The following is a 16,034-nucleotide window of genomic DNA, read 5'->3' as shown; positions in this document are numbered from 1 at the left end:
CAAGTAAAAATGCAAAGAGATAAAAAGAGAAGCTACCCACATATAATATATAGAAGAAAATAGAGGCGATAAATAATATTATATATAAAACCAGCATTTGCTCCTCCGTTACTTGCTAACTCTAGGAACCTGAACTGAGGAAATAACTCCTTTGAGTATCTGTTCTCCTGTGAAGCCGTTTATCTTTGCCTTTGAGCTGAACACAAGTCTGTGAAGAACAACGTCCTTGAAGCTGTATATAACGTCATCGGGGATAACATAATCTCTGCCCTTAAGAAGCGCTGTCGCCTTTGTCATTCTGAGCAGTGCGATAGTTCCTCTAGGTGAAAGACCTAACTTTATATATTCATTGTTTCTGGTTGCATTTGCAAGCATAACGATATACTGGAAAACCTGATCTGAAACATAAATATTTTCCACAACTTTTCTTGCCTGAAGGATATCCTCCGCAGACACCACAGGCCTTACATTATCCACAGGCACGAGATTTTGCTTTGATTTTAGCATTGCGACTTCGCTTTCAAGATTAGGATAACCCATTGTGAGCCTTACGATAAATCTGTCCATTTGCGACTCAGGGAGCATTTGCGTGCCTATAGAGCCAACCGGGTTTTGCGTTGCGATAACGATATAAGGGTCAGGCATTTTATGTGTGATACCGTCCACAGTTACCTTGCCCTCCTCCATTACTTCAAGAAGCGCAGACTGCGTCTTACTTGAGGTTCTGTTTATCTCGTCTGCAAGAAAAAGATTTGTGAGTGCTGCACCCTGCTTATATTCAAACTTGTGTGTTTCTTTATTTAGTATGGTAAAACCTGTCACGTCTGTTGGCAAAACATCAGGTGTGAATTGTAGTCTTTTATAGTCAAGTGAAAGCGCCTTTGAAAGAGCCACGGCAAGAGTGGTCTTTCCTACTCCTGGAATATCCTCAATAAGGATATGACCGCCTGCAAGTATGGACAGCAGGACTTTTATGATTATCTCGTCCTTGCCGATAATGACCTTTCTTACCTCATTTATCACGCTTTGTGACATATTCAGTACTTTTACCTGTTCTTCAGTTAAGCTGTTGTTCATAATTTTCTCCTTTGTTTTGTATGTTTCTTTTATCTTCACAATATTTGTGCATATTGCATTAACATTATATCACAAATACAACAGTATTTCAAGCATTTTGCGTGATAATTAAATACAATAATGGATATCTGCGTATGTAGGAGAATACAAATATCTTGTACTAAAATGCAGGCTCACAGCATAGTTATTTCATAGGACAAGTCAAAAGGAGCGTGAAAAAATGATAAGAGAAGTCAGCAAGATAAAATACGTTTACGAACTGCTCACCCCTCGCATAAGGGACGCAATTATGTCAGTGCCGGAAATAGAGCGTGACAGGATACAGGAAATAAGGCTTCGCAGAGGTAGACGGCTGTCTGTTACCATATTCTCGAAAGAGTATTTCGTTAATGATAACGGCAGACTAATGAACAATATCGGGGATAGCGTTCAAGTTACCACAGATGATATTGAAACTATCTATCAGCGAGCATTTCAGAACTCTCTTCACAGCTTTCACCGTGAGATAGCAAGAGGGTACATAACGGTTTCAGGAGGGTGCAGAGTAGGCTTCTGCGGAACTGCCGTTCTTGATCCTGCAAGGAGTTATGCCGTGGAGTCGGTAAAAAATATATCTTCTCTTAATATAAGGATAGCACGTGAAATGATAGGCAGTTCAGACGAGATATATGCAAAATGCTTTTCTGACAAACCAATTAGCCTGCTTATAGCTTCACCGCCCTCGGGAGGAAAAACTACAGTTCTTCGTGATCTTGCAAGAAAGCTTGGCGAACGCTGGCGTGTTGCGCTTATAGACGAGCGAAACGAGTTTGCCGCAACAGTGGCAGGTGAGCCGCAAAATCTTATAGGTGCAATGACGGACGTGTTCAATTCCTACAACAAATATGAGGGCATAATGACGGCTGTCAAGGTCATGTCACCGCAAATACTCATATGCGACGAGATAGGTTCTTCTGAGGACAACGAAGCTTTGCAGTATGCGCTCAACTCAGGAGTGAAGCTTATTGCTTCATGCCATGCTTCAAGCCTTGATGAGCTTAAAAAGCGGCGTTATATCTCAAAACTCATAAAAGATAAGGCTTTCGACGCACTTGCGGTACTAGGCACAGGAACAATGTGTGGTAGGCTGGTATCATTTACAAAAACAGGAGCATGAAATGATAAAGCTAATAGGCTGTGTGCTGATCATATCCGCCTGCACACAAATGGGCTGTGCAATGGCGACGGACAAGATACGGCAAATGAAATATCTCAAGCTTCTCAGACGGTTGATATTTGAAACAAGAGCAATGGTTGAGGGCGGAATGACTTTCGGGGAAATTATCTTAAAGCTTAGCTTGCAGAAGGATTATTCTGACTTTACATTTTTGTCGCAAGATACCTCTTCGCCTGATGTCCGCAGAAGAATAACCGAGGATATATATAAGTCAAAGCTTTTTGACAATGAAATCAGGCAGACCGCTATAGATTTTTTTGAAAAACTCGGTACAACAGACACAAATGGACAGCTTGCATACATTTCCATGAGCCTTGCCGCACTTGATGAGCAGATAAGCAGACTTTCAGAGAATTTCACCTCACAGGTGCGGCTATGCAGGGCTTTGGGCGTTCTCAGCGGGGCTTTTATCGCTATTATGCTAATATAGCCATAGCAAAGGATAACCATAATGAAGGGAACAAAATTTTATGGACATAGATCTTATTTTCAAAATCGCTGCCATAGGAATTATCGTTGCCGTGTTAAATCTCTTGCTGAAACGAGCGGAGCGTGACGAGCAGGCAATGATGACAACTCTTGCAGGGCTTATTGTCGTTCTGCTTATGATAGTAAGGCAGATCGGAAATCTATTTGAAACGATAAAAGAAGTGTTTGGATTGTATTAATGAAAATATTTACAATAGCGTGCTTTTGCATTTTCTCAACCATAGTGTGCAAAGCCATTGAGAAAGACAGCCGTGAAATAAAATATGCGGCTGTGCTTGCGGCGGCGGCACTGGTGCTTTTTCATTCGGTGGCATTTGTAAAAGATGTTATCTCCGTTTTTGAAGACCTTTTCATTCTGTCAGGAATCGACAATATGTATCTTACCATACTGTTCAAATCACTTGGTATATGCTATATCGTACAGCTTGCATCTGATTATTGTAAGGACTGCGGAGAAAACGCACTTGCGTCACAGGTCACTTTGGCAGGAAAGCTTGCAATGCTTTCGGTATCGCTGCCGCTTTTCAAAGCATTTGTAGAAATAGTAAAAGCATTGCTTATATAGGATTAACATATGAAAAAAATAATTGCCACTGTCATCATAGTCCTTGCGGTCATGTTTGCACCACAGGGGGTATATGCAGACAGTGATGAACAGAACAATGAATATTATGACAGGCTCATAAGCGAAATAAACGAGGGACTTTCTTTTGAGGGTGATGAAGATGTAAAAACTGTACTTGAAGATAATAACATCACTTTGGAAGATCCGTCCTCTGCCGCAAATATAAGTGTCTCTGATGTGATAAAGCACATATTTGAAAGCTTTACCGCTGCTTTGCGAAGCCCTCTTATAATGCTCGGGAAAATAACAGCCGCCACTATGCTCTGCGTGTTGGTAAGGTCAATGTCAGCCGAGGGTACAGTGGACAAGGTATTCACGCTCATATGTGTTCTTACCACAGTGCTTGTTATAAGCGATACTGTCACCGACAGTCTTTATTCTGTAAAGACTTCCATGGAACAAATGAACAGCTTCATGATGTCCTACATACCCATATTTTCAAGCGTGGCGACAGCAGGCGGTAGTGCGGCGGCAGGAGCAGGCTATTACGGCGTTATGCTGATAATATGTGAAAGCGCAGGTATATTGGCAGATACGATACTTGTGCCGTTTTTGTCGGCAGTGCTTGCAGTGACCCTTGTTTCTGCAATAAACCCATCTCTTGACCTTGGAAGCCTTGCAGAGTCGGTGAAAAAGCTGGTCATATGGTTGCTTGGCATTGTGATGACCCTTTTTACAGGGCTGTTATCTATTCAAAGCTTTGCAGGAGCGGCGGCTGATAATCTCTCCGCAAGAGCCGTTAAATTTGCGGCTTCAAGCTTTATACCTGTCATAGGTGGCTCGGTCTCTGAAGCTTATTCAGCGGTAAAGGGAAGTATAGGCGTAATAAGAACAAGCGTCGGCGTGATAGGCGTTATAATAATGTCTGTGATAGTTGCGAAACCTTTGCTTACGCTTCTGGCAGTAAAACTTGCAGTGTGGATAGGCGCTACCATAAACGATATTTTTGGCATAAGCAACAGTGGTGGACTTCTTAAAAGCATAAACTCGGTTTTATCAATTGGTGTGAGCATCCTTGCGGCTTATTCTATAATGTTCGTTATTTCCACATCAGTTGTAATAATGACAGCCATGAACACAGGAGCTTAAAATGAATACAGTTAAAGCAGTGATATTTATTGCCTGCATTATAGGCGTGATAACTTCTATGACGGATATTGCCACACCTGAGGGAACTTTGAAAAAACAGCTTAGATCAGTGCTTGCGGTGATACTTTTGCTTGCGGTCATAACGCCTGTAATGGGACATGGCTTCAAAGTCACCCTAAGCGACTATACAGAGCTTGCAGATCTGCCTGAGTTTGACAGCGTTTCAACAGCGACGAAACTTTATTATCTGTCCGAATCCGAAAGCAGGCTTGAAGAATATTTTTTGGATAAGCTGAATAAGAATGGCATAGAAAACGTTAGAGTGGACATAACCACAGATATAAATGAATATAATGAAATAGAGATAACAGCGGTAAGGGTATATCTGACTAAAACAAGCGACAGAGGACTTGTTGAAAAGCTTATTGCAGAAGATCTGCCTGATACTCAAGTTATCGTGCAGGAGGAATAAACGTTGCTGAAAAGTAAAGTTGAGGGGAAAATAAAGGCTCTTAAAAAGCTTCCTATGAAAACGAAGATAGTGATAGCCGTAGGTCTTGCAGGGATATTACTTATATTTGTTTCTGAGATGTTTCCTGCTAAAAATACGGCAGAGAGCAAGAGCATTCCCACGGAAAGCGTTGCCACTGATGATACAGACAGCTACAAAAAGCAGATAGAAAAAGAGCTTAAAGATGTTCTTTCTCAAGTCAGGGGAGTTGGCGAGTGCAAGGTAATGGTGACAGTTGAGGGAACTACCGAATATGTTTATGCCGAAAATCTTACCAAAAGCACAGACAATAATGGTGACAGAACAAGCGACAGGTATGAAAACGAGATAGTAATAACTGATAATGACGGCAAAAAGGAGGCATTGGTCAGAAAAATAATAAAACCGCAGATATGCGGCGTTGTCATTGTTTGCGAAGGAGGTGGAGATATAAAAGTAAACGAACGTGTGCTTAAAGCAGTTTCGACAGTACTAGGTATATCAAGCAGTAAGATCTGCGTTGAGGGCAGAAAATAACAGAAAGAGGTAATAAAGATGAAAAAACCGACCATGATAATAGGCAAAAAGCAGATAATCCTTGCAGGAATGACGCTGATACTCGGTCTTGCAGTATACATAAATTATGCAGTATCGACCTCAGACGGCAAGATAAAGGCGACGGACGTTGTGAAAAGTCAAAGCGTGAATTACGGCGACGCACAGCTCGTAAGCACTGACAGTACTTCAGATTATTTTGCACAGGCAAGAATAGACAGAATGAATTCAAGGGACGAGGCGGTAGAAACATTAAAGAATATAATGAACGGCGGCGATTCCACAGAGGAAGAAAAGAAAGTCGCTGAAGAAGAAGCTTCAGCCATGACAGGGCTCATGGAGTCGGAGAGCAAGGTAGAGACACTCGTGAAAGCAGCAGGCTTTGAGGACTGTGTTGTTTATCTTGACGGTGACAACGCAAATATCGTTGTAAAGACCGACAGCGACGGGCTTGTTGCAAGCGAAGCGGCACAGATAAAAGATATCCTCCTTAGCGAAGTTTCAGTTGCAAATGAAAACATCAGAATTTATGATGTAGAATAAAATTTGTCAGCAAATAAAAAAAGTCCTTCAAAATACTTGTAACCTATTGATTTTTATGATATAATGGTTGTAAGTATAGATTGAAGGATTTCTTTTTTATATCTAAAAAGGGAGGCTTGGATAAATATGAATGATGTTTCAAAGAAAGTAGAAAAAAGCCTGCACATAAGTCAGGACGTTATAGCGCAGATCGTTACAAACTCTGTTAATGAGATAGAGGGCGTTTATGGTATCGCTCCTGTTATGAAGACTCCACGTCAGCTCTGGTTTAGACAGGAAAATTTCGGCAATATCAGGATAGGCCTTGTTGACGATGTGCTGTCAGTGTCTATAGGTATAATACTTTGCCGTGGAGCTAAGGCGGTTTCCGTTGCCGAGGAGATACAGGATAAAGTAAAAAGTGCAGTTCAGAATATGCTTGGACTTACAGTTGCAAAGGTAAATGTGACCATATGCGGAGTTGACCTTTCGGAAAAGGAATAGGATTCAGACAAATATAAGATGAAGGAAGTGTTTTTGTGCCAATTAAAAGGCGTGAAATAAGAGAATCAGCATTTTTGCTGATATTTGAGAAAATGTTTAGACAGGACGAGGAGCTTGACGATATTTTCATGTCTGCCATGGAAGTGAATGAGATCATCGTAAACGATGAAGTTAAAAAGCTCGTGGAAAATGTTTGCGAAAAGCAGGACGAGATCGACAGCATAATCAGCAAGTTCAGCAACAAGAGAACTGTTGAAAGAATACCTAAGATAAATCTTGCAATACTCAGACTTGCTATTTACGAGGCAATATATGAGGAGAACGTTCCTGTGAACGTTGCCATAAGCGAGGCTGTGGCTCTTGCAGGAAAATATGCCCTCGAGCCTGACGTTTCATTTGTAAACGGTGTGCTTGGCTCATTTGCAAAGGAACAAGAGGAAAAGCAGTGAGTTTTGTACTCGGAATAGACACAAGCAATTATACCACTTCATGTGCACTGCTTGATACTGCGGATATGAGCGTCAGGTCATGCAAAAAACTTCTTCCTGTCAAGCAGGGAGAGCGAGGACTAAGACAATCCGACGCCGTGTTTCACCATACGAAACAGCTCCCGGAACTTATGAAACAGCTTTTTGATAAAAAGTATGACATAAGTGCAGTTGGGTATTCTTATGCACCAAGGTGTGCAGAGGGGTCGTATATGCCTTGCTTCCTTGTTGGAGAAAATGTTGCACAAGCTGTGTCACTTGCCTGTGGGGCTGACCTTGAAAAGACTTCGCATCAGGTGGGTCATATACTTGCGGCACTTTATTCCTGCGGAAAGCTGGATATGCTCAGTTCTGATAAGCCTTTTGCGGCTTTTCACGTCAGCGGTGGCACTACAGATCTTCTTTTGTGCGAGCCCGACAAGGCTAAGCTGATAAATATAACTCAGATCGGCGGAAGCCGTGACCTTAAAGGCGGACAAGCCATAGACAGAACAGGCGTAAGGCTTGGGCTGTCTTTTCCATGTGGTAAAGAGCTTGAAAGGCTTGCGTCTGGAAGCGAACATAAAATAAAGCCAAAAGCATCAGTTGACGGGCTTTATTGTTCACTTTCTGGAATAGAAAATCAGTGCATGAAGCTTATAGACGAGAGCTGTTCCGTGGCTGATGTTGCGGCATACTGTATTGATTGTGTGTGCCTTGCGGTGGAGAAAATGACAGTTAATCTTCGCCATGAGTATAAGGATATACCTATTATATACGCAGGCGGTGTGATGTCTAATCGCTTTATAAAAAGCAAACTTGAGAAGTACGGCAGCTTTGCTGAGCCTGAGTTTTCAAGCGATAACGCAGTGGGCGTTGCGGTCTATGCTGCGATCAGGAAAGGGAAGATCAAAATATGAGTTCAGTTATCACTGTTTCTCAGCTAAACAGATATCTTGCTTCAAAACTGCGGTCTGACCTTAAGCTGAAAGGCATTGCCGTCAAGGGCGAGATATCCAATTTTAATATACATTACAAATCAGGTCATGCCTATTTTACAGTAAAGGACAGCAGTTCTGCACTTAAAGCTGTTATGTTTTCAAGCAGTGTTTCAAGGCTTAAATTCGTGCCTGAGGACGGCATGAGCGTGCTTGTTATGGGCAATATAGAGGTTTATGAGCGTGACGGCGTTTATCAGATAATAGCTACGGAGATAGCACCTCTTGGTGTGGGCGTTATGCACGTTCAGCTCGAACAGACCAAGAAAAAGCTTGAAAAAATGGGCGTATTTGATGTGAACAAAAAAAAGAAAATACCCCTTGTTCCAAAGAAGATAGCTGTTGTTACGTCGCTTACTGCGGCGGCTTTGCAGGATATAATCCATATAGCTGAAAGGCGTTATCCTGTGTGCAATATCGAAGTTTATCCTGCGCAGGTGCAGGGTACGGCGGCAGCACAAACTATATGCAAAGCACTTTCGGCGGCTGATAAAAGCGGTGCGGATACCATAATTTTAGCTCGTGGCGGTGGCTCTAGCGAAGATCTTATGGTGTTCAATGACGAGGCTGTGGCGCTGGCTGTTTACGCCTGCAATACACCTGTGATATCGGCTGTAGGTCACGAAACTGACACCACCCTTGCAGATTATGCCGCGGATATGCGTGCACCAACTCCGTCAGCGGCGGCTGAGATTGCTACCCCTGACAAGGCGGATATACTTAATGCTGTGAGGCTTTTAAGGCAAAAGCTTGACAAGGCTATGGAGCTAAAACTTGATAAGGCTGTGTCACAGATAGAAAGCTGTGATAAGCTTTTGAAATTATATTCTCCTGAAAAAAGATTAGAGCAGAGCGAAAAAGCAGTGTGCGACCTTGAAAAAAGGCTGTCGCAGATCATGGAACGCAGGCTTGAAAAGCTGTCAGTTAAGCTTGACGGCTATGTTTCTTCTCTGAATATGCTTAGTCCGTTCAATATTCTGGGCAGGGGATATGCTATCGTTCAGAAAGACGAAAGCGTTGTCGACAGTGTATCAATGCTGAACGTTGGCGACGAGGTAGACATAAAGCTGTCAGACGGCAGTGTATCTGCTAAAATAACATTTGTCAAATGAAAGGCTGTTTAAAATGACTTTTGAAGAAAATCTTACAAGACTTAATGATATAGTTGGTCAGCTTGAAAATGACAAGCTTCCTCTTGAGAAAGCTTTGGAACTTTATAAAGAGGGGATAGATCTGTCGGTCGACTGCAAAAAAAGCCTTGAAAGTGCAAAGCTTTCCGTAAAGGCTATGAACGGAGATAATAGCGATGAATGATATGAACAAAGCCACACTTGATTATTATGTGGAGCTTATAGATAATAAACTCCTGGAGCTTACCCACTCAAAGCCTGAGCTTCAGGGTCAGGTAGTTGAGGCTATGGAGTATTCTTTGCAGGCAGGGGGCAAAAGGCTCAGACCTGTGCTTATGCTTGAATTTTGCCGTATGTGCGGCGAGCGTCAGCCTGAAAAGTATGCAGAGATAGCTTGTTCTATTGAACTTATACACACTTTTTCTCTTATACACGACGATCTGCCTTGTATGGACGATGATGATTACAGACGTGGAAAGCCCTCATGTCATAAAGCTTTTCCTGAGAATATTGCACTCCTTGCAGGCGACGCACTGAACACTCTTGCTTTTGAAGTAATTGCCAACAGTGCCATGAACGGCGTTATATCTGCCGATAAGGCTGTTATGCTTATCTCTGTTCTGGCAAGGGCGGTTGGCACTGACGGCATGATAGGCGGTCAGGTGATAGACCTTAAGTATGAAAATAAAGAGATAGATGTTGATACACTGAATATTTTGCAGACCTGCAAAACAGGCGCACTTATTGAAGCTGCTTGTGTAATGGGCGTTATTCTCGGCAATAAGCTTGAGGCTATCCCCTTTGCGGCAGACTATGCTCAGGCAATGGGCAGAGCATTTCAGATAGTTGACGATATCCTTGACGTAACAGGCACTTTTGAGGAGCTTGGCAAGCCTATCGGCAGTGACAGCGAACAGCATAAAAACACATATGTATCCCTTCTTGGACTTGACAAGTCAGAACAGATAGCAAAACAACTGACAGTTCAAGCACTGGGTCATCTTAAATATTTTGAGGACAGCGTTTTCCTCACAGAGCTTACATCTGATATGCTTACAAGAAGAAGTTGATAAAAAGATTGGAGATCTAGATATAATGTCGGAAATAAAAAAGCCTGATATTTATAAAATGAATTTGCCTGCCGACCTGAAAAAGCTTTCCACTGCACAGTGTGAGGAGCTTTGCGGTGATATAAGGAAAATTCTTATAGATACGGTTTCAAAAAACGGCGGTCATCTTGCGTCAAATCTTGGTACTGTGGAGCTTACAATGGCTATCCACAGAGTTTTTGAATCACCTAAAGATAAAATCGTCTGGGACGTTGGTCATCAGGCATATACACATAAAATACTTACGGGTAGACTCAAAGAGTTTAAAACTCTCAGACAGGAAAACGGTATTTCGGGTTTTTGCAGACCTGATGAGTCGGTGCATGACGCTTTTATAAGCGGTCACAGCTCTACGTCTGTTTCTGCGGCGCTTGGGATCGCCACAGCAATGAAGCTGAGTGGTGATAAAACTCACCATGCTATAGCTGTAGTCGGTGACGGTGCTTCAACAGGTGGCGAGCTTTACGAGGGACTTAACAATGCAGGCAAAAGTGATACAAATATCATCGTTATCCTCAACTACAATGAAATGTCTATCTCAAAAAATGTTGGCGGAATGGCAAAATATCTTTCCTCCATGCGTACAAAAGAGAGCTATCAGCGCACAAAGGGCAGAGTAGAGAGAATGCTTGATAAGACGCCTGTTATAGGTAAACCTGTGAAAAATGCCGTTCGTAACTCCAAAAATGCGGTCAAGAATATGATACTTCACAGCACCATGTTTGAAGATCTTGGCTTTCACTATATTGGACCTATCGACGGACACAATCTTGAAGAACTTGAACAGGGACTTATGGCTGCAAAGGCAGTAAACAAGCCTGTTTTTGTTCATGTGAATACTATAAAAGGCAAGGGCTATGCTCCTGCAGAAGCTAACCCAGGAGAGTTTCACGGGGTCGGCTCCTTTGAGATAAAAACGGGCAATCCCGACGTCGTACTTTCTGACAGCTTTTCTTCTATAATGGGAAAAGAGCTTTGTGAAATGGGAGAAAAGAATAAGCGTCTTTGTGCAGTCACTGCGGCAATGAAATACGGCACGGGGCTTCAGTATTTTGCGAAGCGTTTTCCTGAACGCTTCTTTGATGTAGGCATTGCAGAAGAACACGCAGTTACTTTCTGTGCTGGGCTTGCCTCTATGAACTATGTACCTGTTTTTGCGGTGTACTCATCGTTTTTGCAAAGGTCATACGACCAACTTATCCATGATATGGCAATAGGAGGCTGTCATGCAGTTATATGCGTTGACCGCGCAGGTATAGTCGGTGATGATGGTGAAACACATCAGGGAATTTTTGATGTTTCTTTTCTTACCTCTGTGCCCAATATGAGGATATATTCTCCGTCTAATTATGACGAACTCAGGCTGTGCCTGCATAAGGCTGTTGAGGACGACAGTGGCATTTGTGCTGTGAGATATCCAAGGGGCAGGGATCAATCGCTGTATGATACATCTGATCCTGTTTCAACTTACGTTTATCGTCATATAGAGGGCGCAAAGGTTCTGCTTGTTACATACGGCAGGCTTGCAAATGATCTTTTTACAGCTATAGAAATACTCAGAAATCGTGATATAAAGTGCGATATTATTAAGCTCGTGAATATTTTCCCTATAGACAATGAGGTGGTTGATATAATGTCAGCCTACGATGCTGTGCTGTTCTTTGAGGAAGCTTATTACTGTGGAAGTATTTCAGAGAAGTATGCTTCTATCTGCCCAAATGTGGCACAGTTTGCCATTGACGGTTTCGTGAAGCACGGAAAATGTGATGTGCTACTTGACGAGCTTGGTTTTTCAGCAGAGAAAATGGCTGATACAGTTGAGGGCTTTTTGAAAGATGAGTGAAAGACTTGATGTGTATATAGTTACTAACTGCGGTGTAAAAAGCCGAGAACGTGCCAAGCAGCTTATAAAAAATGGATTTGTGTCGGTAAACGGCAAGGTCTGCGTCAAGCCTTCTATATTGGTTGATGAGAACGACGGGGTGAAATGTAGGTCTGACGATATGAAGTTTGTCGGCAGGGGCGGACTTAAGCTTGAACACGCCTGCGATGTTTTCGGACTTGACTTGACAGGTAAAGTTTGTGCAGATATCGGTGCTTCAACCGGGGGATTTACTCAGTGTATGCTTGAACATGGCGCAGAATTTGTCTATGCGGTGGACGTGGGTCACGGACAGCTTGATGAAAGTTTGTGCAATGACAGTAGGGTGAAAAACTGTGAGGGCGTGAATGCACGATATCTGACAGCGGATTTTTTTGACAGACCTGTGCAGTTCATAAGTGGTGACCTTTCGTTTATTTCTCTAAAACTTGTTATAAAATCCCTTTGCGATTGTCTTTGCGATGGCGGCGAAATGGTTCTTCTTATAAAACCTCAGTTTGAGGCTGGCAAGCAGGCTCTCAATAAAAAGGGTATCGTCAAAGATCGTAAAGACCATGTGAGAGTGATAACCGAGCTTCTTGGCTGTTTTCGAGCAGAGGGGCTTGCGGCTGAAAAGATAACAATTTCACCTGTTAAGGGCGGCGACGGCAATCTTGAATATCTTATTCTACTTAAAAACGCTGACATGACGGCTGACAAGCTTGGTCAGCTCAATATAAAAGAATTTGTGAACGAAGCTTTTGATAGCTTCAAAGACTAAACGCAAGAGTGGTAATATTATGAAAATTTATCTTTATCCAAATCTTGATAAAACTCATTGCTTTGAGTATACGACCGCAACATATGAAAGGCTGCACAAAAATGGCGCAAAACTTTTTATGGATAGATGCTATAAGCACGTTTTCGGAAAGCTCGATATCACTTTCTGTAGCGAAGACGAGTGTGTAAAGCAGTGTGATATGATTGTTGCGATCGGTGGTGACGGAACGATACTTAAATGCTCTCTTAAGGGCTGTGAGTTTGAGAAGCCTATACTTGGCATAAACTGTGGCAGACTCGGTTTTATGGCCTCTCTTGAACATTCACAGCTTGAATTGCTGGACAAGCTTTTTTCTGGAGAATATACCCTCAGCCGCCGAATGATGTTAAACGTGAATGTCGAATGTGGCGGTGAAAATAAGTCATATACTGCGCTTAATGACGTTGCAGTAACAAAAGCTGACGATTGTAAGATAGCCGATTTTGAGGTATCAAAAAACGGCAGACTTATTTCTTCACTTCGTGCAGACGGCGTTATACTTTCTACAGCCACAGGCTCAACAGCCTATTCAATGTCAGCAGGCGGACCTATAATCGAACCTGAAATGAAGTGTATAGAGTTCACACAGATATGTGCTCACTCGCTTTTTGCAAGATCTATGATACTTTCAGAGGACAGCGTTATGAAAGTCAAGTGTCACACTAACAGTGGCTCTCACGCAATCGTCAGCGTTGACGGTAATAATGTTTTCAGACTTTCGGCAGAGGACACTGTGATAGTATCAAAGTCAAAGTATTTTGTTGAAATCATAGATATAAGCGGCGGCAGCTTTTTCTCGTCAATAAACAAAAAGCTTATGCAGCCGTTGAAGGAATCAGCGGAGGACGGCATATGAAAAATCAGCGTCAGAATTTGATAATGCAGATTGTCAAAGACGAAAATATCGGCACTCAGGAGGAACTTCGTGAAGCGCTTAAAAGGCATGGCCTGAAAGTCACTCAGGCAACAGTTTCAAGGGATATAAAGGAGCTTTCCCTTGTAAAGACCATTGGTTCAGACGGCAATTATAAATACAGCCTGCCTGCACTCAAAAAAGATATTGCAGAGCAAAACAATGGTATTTTCGGCATAATTTCAGACGCCGTTGTGTCGGTGGATCATGCGCTTAATACTGTGGTTGTGAAATGTCATACGGGCATGGCACAAGCAGTGTGTGCAAAGCTTGACAAGCTTGGGCTTGACAATGTTGTGGGAACGCTTGCAGGTGACGACACGATATTCATACTTATGCGGACAGAAAAAGATGCGTCCCATATGGCAGAGGAACTGAGATCCTTTATTATTTCTTAAACAGCAGAGGAATGATCTAAAATGTTAAGTGAACTTTATATTGAAAATCTTGCCGTGATAGAAAAGGCAACTATAGATTTTTCTGATAAGCTTAATGTTTTCACAGGCGAAACGGGAGCAGGTAAGTCTATACTTATAAATGGAATAAATGCTATCCTCGGTCAGCGTGTCACTAAGGATATTGTGAGAACAGGCACGGACAAGGCTGTTATTTCAGCGTTGTTTACTGACATTGGCGACAATGTTTTGCAGGTACTAGACGAGCTTGGTATAAGCGCAGAAGACGGACAGCTTTTCCTTACCCGTGAGATACGTTCAGATGGTGGAAGCGTTGCAAGAGTCAACTCGAGAGCGGTGAACGTTTCCGTACTTAAAGATATCGGAGAAACGCTTGTAACTATCCATGGACAGCACGACAATCAGATACTCATGGCTCCTGAACGTCATATAGAGATACTTGACAGCTATGCCGAATCGGAAGCTCTTATAGAAGATTATCACAGCTCTTTCAGAGAGCTTCAAAGCATTGCAAAGAAGATAAACAAGATAAAAACTGAGCAAAGCAAAAAAGAGTTTCGCATGGCTGAGCTTGCTGATATTGTCGAGGAGATAAATGCGCTCAACATTCATGAAGGCGAGGATAAAGAGATAGAAGCAGAGCTTAACATCTCTAAAAATGCTGTTGCGATCTCCGAGGCTCTTTATATGGCAAAACAACTTCTTTCGGGCGATGATGACACAGATGGTGCAGTGGAGATGACGCAGAGAGCTTCAAAATCGGTTGAGGAATATACCGATATAATGACTGAGATATCGCCTATATACGATAGACTTAGTTCTGCGGCTATTGAAATGGAGGATATTTCCGAGGAGATAGGCTCACTTCTTGACAGCCTCGATATCGACCCGAAACGTTATGATTACCTTAATCAGCGTTCTGATGAACTCAGGCGTATCATGAAGAAATACGGACCTGAACTTGATGATGTACTGACTACTCTTGAAAATTCACAGAATGAGCTTGATGAACTGAGCGGAGCAGAGCAGAGCTTAGACGAGCTTAATAAAGAAAAGGAAAGACTTCTTGCGGAGGTATCAAAGAAAGCCAAAGCACTTTCAGACCATAGAAAAAAAGCAGGAGAGCGGTTTGTTTCTCAGGTAACAGAGGAGCTTGAATTTCTCAATATGCCAAAGGTCAAGCTGGTGGTTCAGCAGAAAACAGGCAAGCTCACCATAAATGGCATGGATAGCATAGAGTTTCTTATTTCTGCAAACCTTGGCGAAGAGCCAAAGCCTATTGCGAAGATCGCTTCAGGCGGTGAGCTTTCAAGAATAATGCTTGCACTGAAAAACGTAATTGCAGAAAAGGACAGTATCGGCACGCTGATATTTGACGAGATAGACACGGGAGTAAGCGGCAGAGCGGCTCAGAAGATAGGTATAAAGCTGAAACAGATATCTCGCCTTAGGCAAGTTCTTTGCGTGACCCACCTTGCTCAAATGGCTGTTATGGCGGATAATCATTTGCTTATTGAGAAAAATATACAGGGCGACAGGACAGTTACAACTGTTAGAACTCTCGACCATGAACAGAGAAAGTATGAGATAGCAAGGATAATGGGCGGTGAAAATATCACAGAGCTTATGCTTGAAAATGCTGAACAGTATCTTAAAGACGCTGACAATATGTAACACAAAGTCCCTGATGATCGCGGGGACTTTTTTTGTGAACGTACATTTATTATTTATTGTTGTAAAATTCATAGTAATG

At 42.4% G+C, this 16,034-nt stretch carries 20 protein-coding genes; 19 read left to right on the top strand and 1 reads right to left on the bottom strand.

Annotation, left to right across the window (positions count from 1 at the left end):
• Positions 1–108: 108 nt before the first annotated feature.
• On the bottom strand, positions 109–1,077 hold the full coding sequence (locus tag DW938_RS08590; RefSeq protein WP_022286841.1) for a MoxR family ATPase: 969 nt from the start codon (positions 1,075–1,077) through the stop codon (positions 109–111).
• 220 nt (positions 1,078–1,297) lie between these two features.
• Here DW938_RS08590 and DW938_RS08585 point away from each other — a divergent pair, with 220 nt between their 5' ends.
• The 19 genes from DW938_RS08585 (at position 1,298) to recN (ending at position 15,955) form a co-directional block, all read left to right on the top strand.
• Complete coding sequence (locus tag DW938_RS08585; RefSeq protein ID WP_118124500.1) at positions 1,298–2,233, top strand: stage III sporulation protein AA; 936 nt, start codon at positions 1,298–1,300, stop codon at positions 2,231–2,233.
• 1 nt (position 2,234) lies between these two features.
• Positions 2,235–2,723, top strand: a complete 489-nt coding sequence (locus DW938_RS08580; protein ID WP_117863776.1) for a stage III sporulation protein AB — start codon at positions 2,235–2,237, stop codon at positions 2,721–2,723.
• 40 nt (positions 2,724–2,763) lie between these two features.
• Positions 2,764–2,961, top strand: a complete 198-nt coding sequence (spoIIIAC, locus tag DW938_RS08575) for a stage III sporulation protein AC (protein ID WP_022286844.1) — start codon at positions 2,764–2,766, stop codon at positions 2,959–2,961.
• The gene (locus DW938_RS08570; RefSeq protein WP_118124499.1) at positions 2,961–3,347 is read left to right on the top strand and encodes a SpoIIIAC/SpoIIIAD family protein; all 387 of its coding nucleotides are present in this window, start codon (positions 2,961–2,963) and stop codon (positions 3,345–3,347) included. Before spoIIIAC ends, DW938_RS08570 begins: the two co-directional genes overlap by 1 nt.
• 9 nt (positions 3,348–3,356) lie before the next feature.
• Positions 3,357–4,496, top strand: coding sequence for a hypothetical protein (locus DW938_RS08565; protein WP_118124498.1), 1,140 nt, complete (start codon positions 3,357–3,359; stop codon positions 4,494–4,496).
• 1 nt (position 4,497) lies between these two features.
• On the top strand, positions 4,498–4,968 hold the full coding sequence (locus DW938_RS08560; RefSeq protein ID WP_118124497.1) for a stage III sporulation protein AF: 471 nt from the start codon (positions 4,498–4,500) through the stop codon (positions 4,966–4,968).
• Positions 4,969–4,971: 3 nt separating this feature from the next.
• A complete protein-coding gene (locus DW938_RS08555; protein ID WP_242989192.1) occupies positions 4,972–5,523 on the top strand; it encodes a stage III sporulation protein AG in 552 nt (183 codons plus the stop codon).
• An 18-nt stretch (positions 5,524–5,541) separates the two neighbouring features.
• On the top strand, positions 5,542–6,084 hold the full coding sequence (locus DW938_RS08550) for a SpoIIIAH-like family protein (RefSeq protein ID WP_038671921.1): 543 nt from the start codon (positions 5,542–5,544) through the stop codon (positions 6,082–6,084).
• A 126-nt stretch (positions 6,085–6,210) separates the two neighbouring features.
• Positions 6,211–6,567, top strand: a complete 357-nt coding sequence (locus DW938_RS08545) for an Asp23/Gls24 family envelope stress response protein (RefSeq protein WP_022286850.1) — start codon at positions 6,211–6,213, stop codon at positions 6,565–6,567.
• A 35-nt stretch (positions 6,568–6,602) separates the two neighbouring features.
• Positions 6,603–7,016, top strand: coding sequence for a transcription antitermination factor NusB (nusB, locus tag DW938_RS08540; protein ID WP_242843630.1), 414 nt, complete (start codon positions 6,603–6,605; stop codon positions 7,014–7,016).
• Entirely contained in the window at positions 7,013–7,954 is a 942-nt protein-coding gene (locus DW938_RS08535; RefSeq protein ID WP_118124496.1) for a peptidase M22, read from the top strand. Before nusB ends, DW938_RS08535 begins: the two co-directional genes overlap by 4 nt.
• Positions 7,951–9,144, top strand: a complete 1,194-nt coding sequence (gene xseA, locus DW938_RS08530) for an exodeoxyribonuclease VII large subunit (protein ID WP_118124495.1) — start codon at positions 7,951–7,953, stop codon at positions 9,142–9,144. Before DW938_RS08535 ends, xseA begins: the two co-directional genes overlap by 4 nt.
• A 13-nt stretch (positions 9,145–9,157) precedes the next feature.
• On the top strand, positions 9,158–9,346 hold the full coding sequence (gene xseB / locus DW938_RS08525) for an exodeoxyribonuclease VII small subunit (RefSeq protein WP_117857305.1): 189 nt from the start codon (positions 9,158–9,160) through the stop codon (positions 9,344–9,346).
• A complete protein-coding gene (locus DW938_RS08520; RefSeq protein ID WP_118124494.1) occupies positions 9,339–10,232 on the top strand; it encodes a polyprenyl synthetase family protein in 894 nt (297 codons plus the stop codon). Before xseB ends, DW938_RS08520 begins: the two co-directional genes overlap by 8 nt.
• A 25-nt stretch (positions 10,233–10,257) precedes the next feature.
• On the top strand, positions 10,258–12,114 hold the full coding sequence (dxs, locus tag DW938_RS08515) for a 1-deoxy-D-xylulose-5-phosphate synthase (protein ID WP_117863782.1): 1,857 nt from the start codon (positions 10,258–10,260) through the stop codon (positions 12,112–12,114).
• Complete coding sequence (locus DW938_RS08510) at positions 12,107–12,913, top strand: TlyA family RNA methyltransferase (protein WP_118124493.1); 807 nt, start codon at positions 12,107–12,109, stop codon at positions 12,911–12,913. Before dxs ends, DW938_RS08510 begins: the two co-directional genes overlap by 8 nt.
• Positions 12,914–12,932: 19 nt before the next feature.
• A complete protein-coding gene (locus tag DW938_RS08505; RefSeq protein ID WP_118124492.1) occupies positions 12,933–13,808 on the top strand; it encodes an NAD(+)/NADH kinase in 876 nt (291 codons plus the stop codon).
• On the top strand, positions 13,805–14,263 hold the full coding sequence (argR, locus tag DW938_RS08500) for an arginine repressor (RefSeq protein ID WP_038671932.1): 459 nt from the start codon (positions 13,805–13,807) through the stop codon (positions 14,261–14,263). The genes DW938_RS08505 and argR overlap by 4 nt, the downstream gene beginning before the upstream one ends.
• Before the next feature lie 21 nt (positions 14,264–14,284).
• Entirely contained in the window at positions 14,285–15,955 is a 1,671-nt protein-coding gene (gene recN / locus DW938_RS08495; protein WP_118124491.1) for a DNA repair protein RecN, read from the top strand.
• Positions 15,956–16,034: the final 79 nt, after the last annotated feature.

Origin of the sequence: Ruminococcus sp. AM43-6, from assembly GCF_003461785.1 — a bacterium.
GTDB classification, from domain to species: domain Bacteria; phylum Bacillota; class Clostridia; order Oscillospirales; family Ruminococcaceae; genus Hominimerdicola; species Hominimerdicola aceti.
The sequence above is the reverse complement of the archived record's forward strand: the minus strand, read 5'-3'. Positions and strand labels throughout refer to the sequence as shown.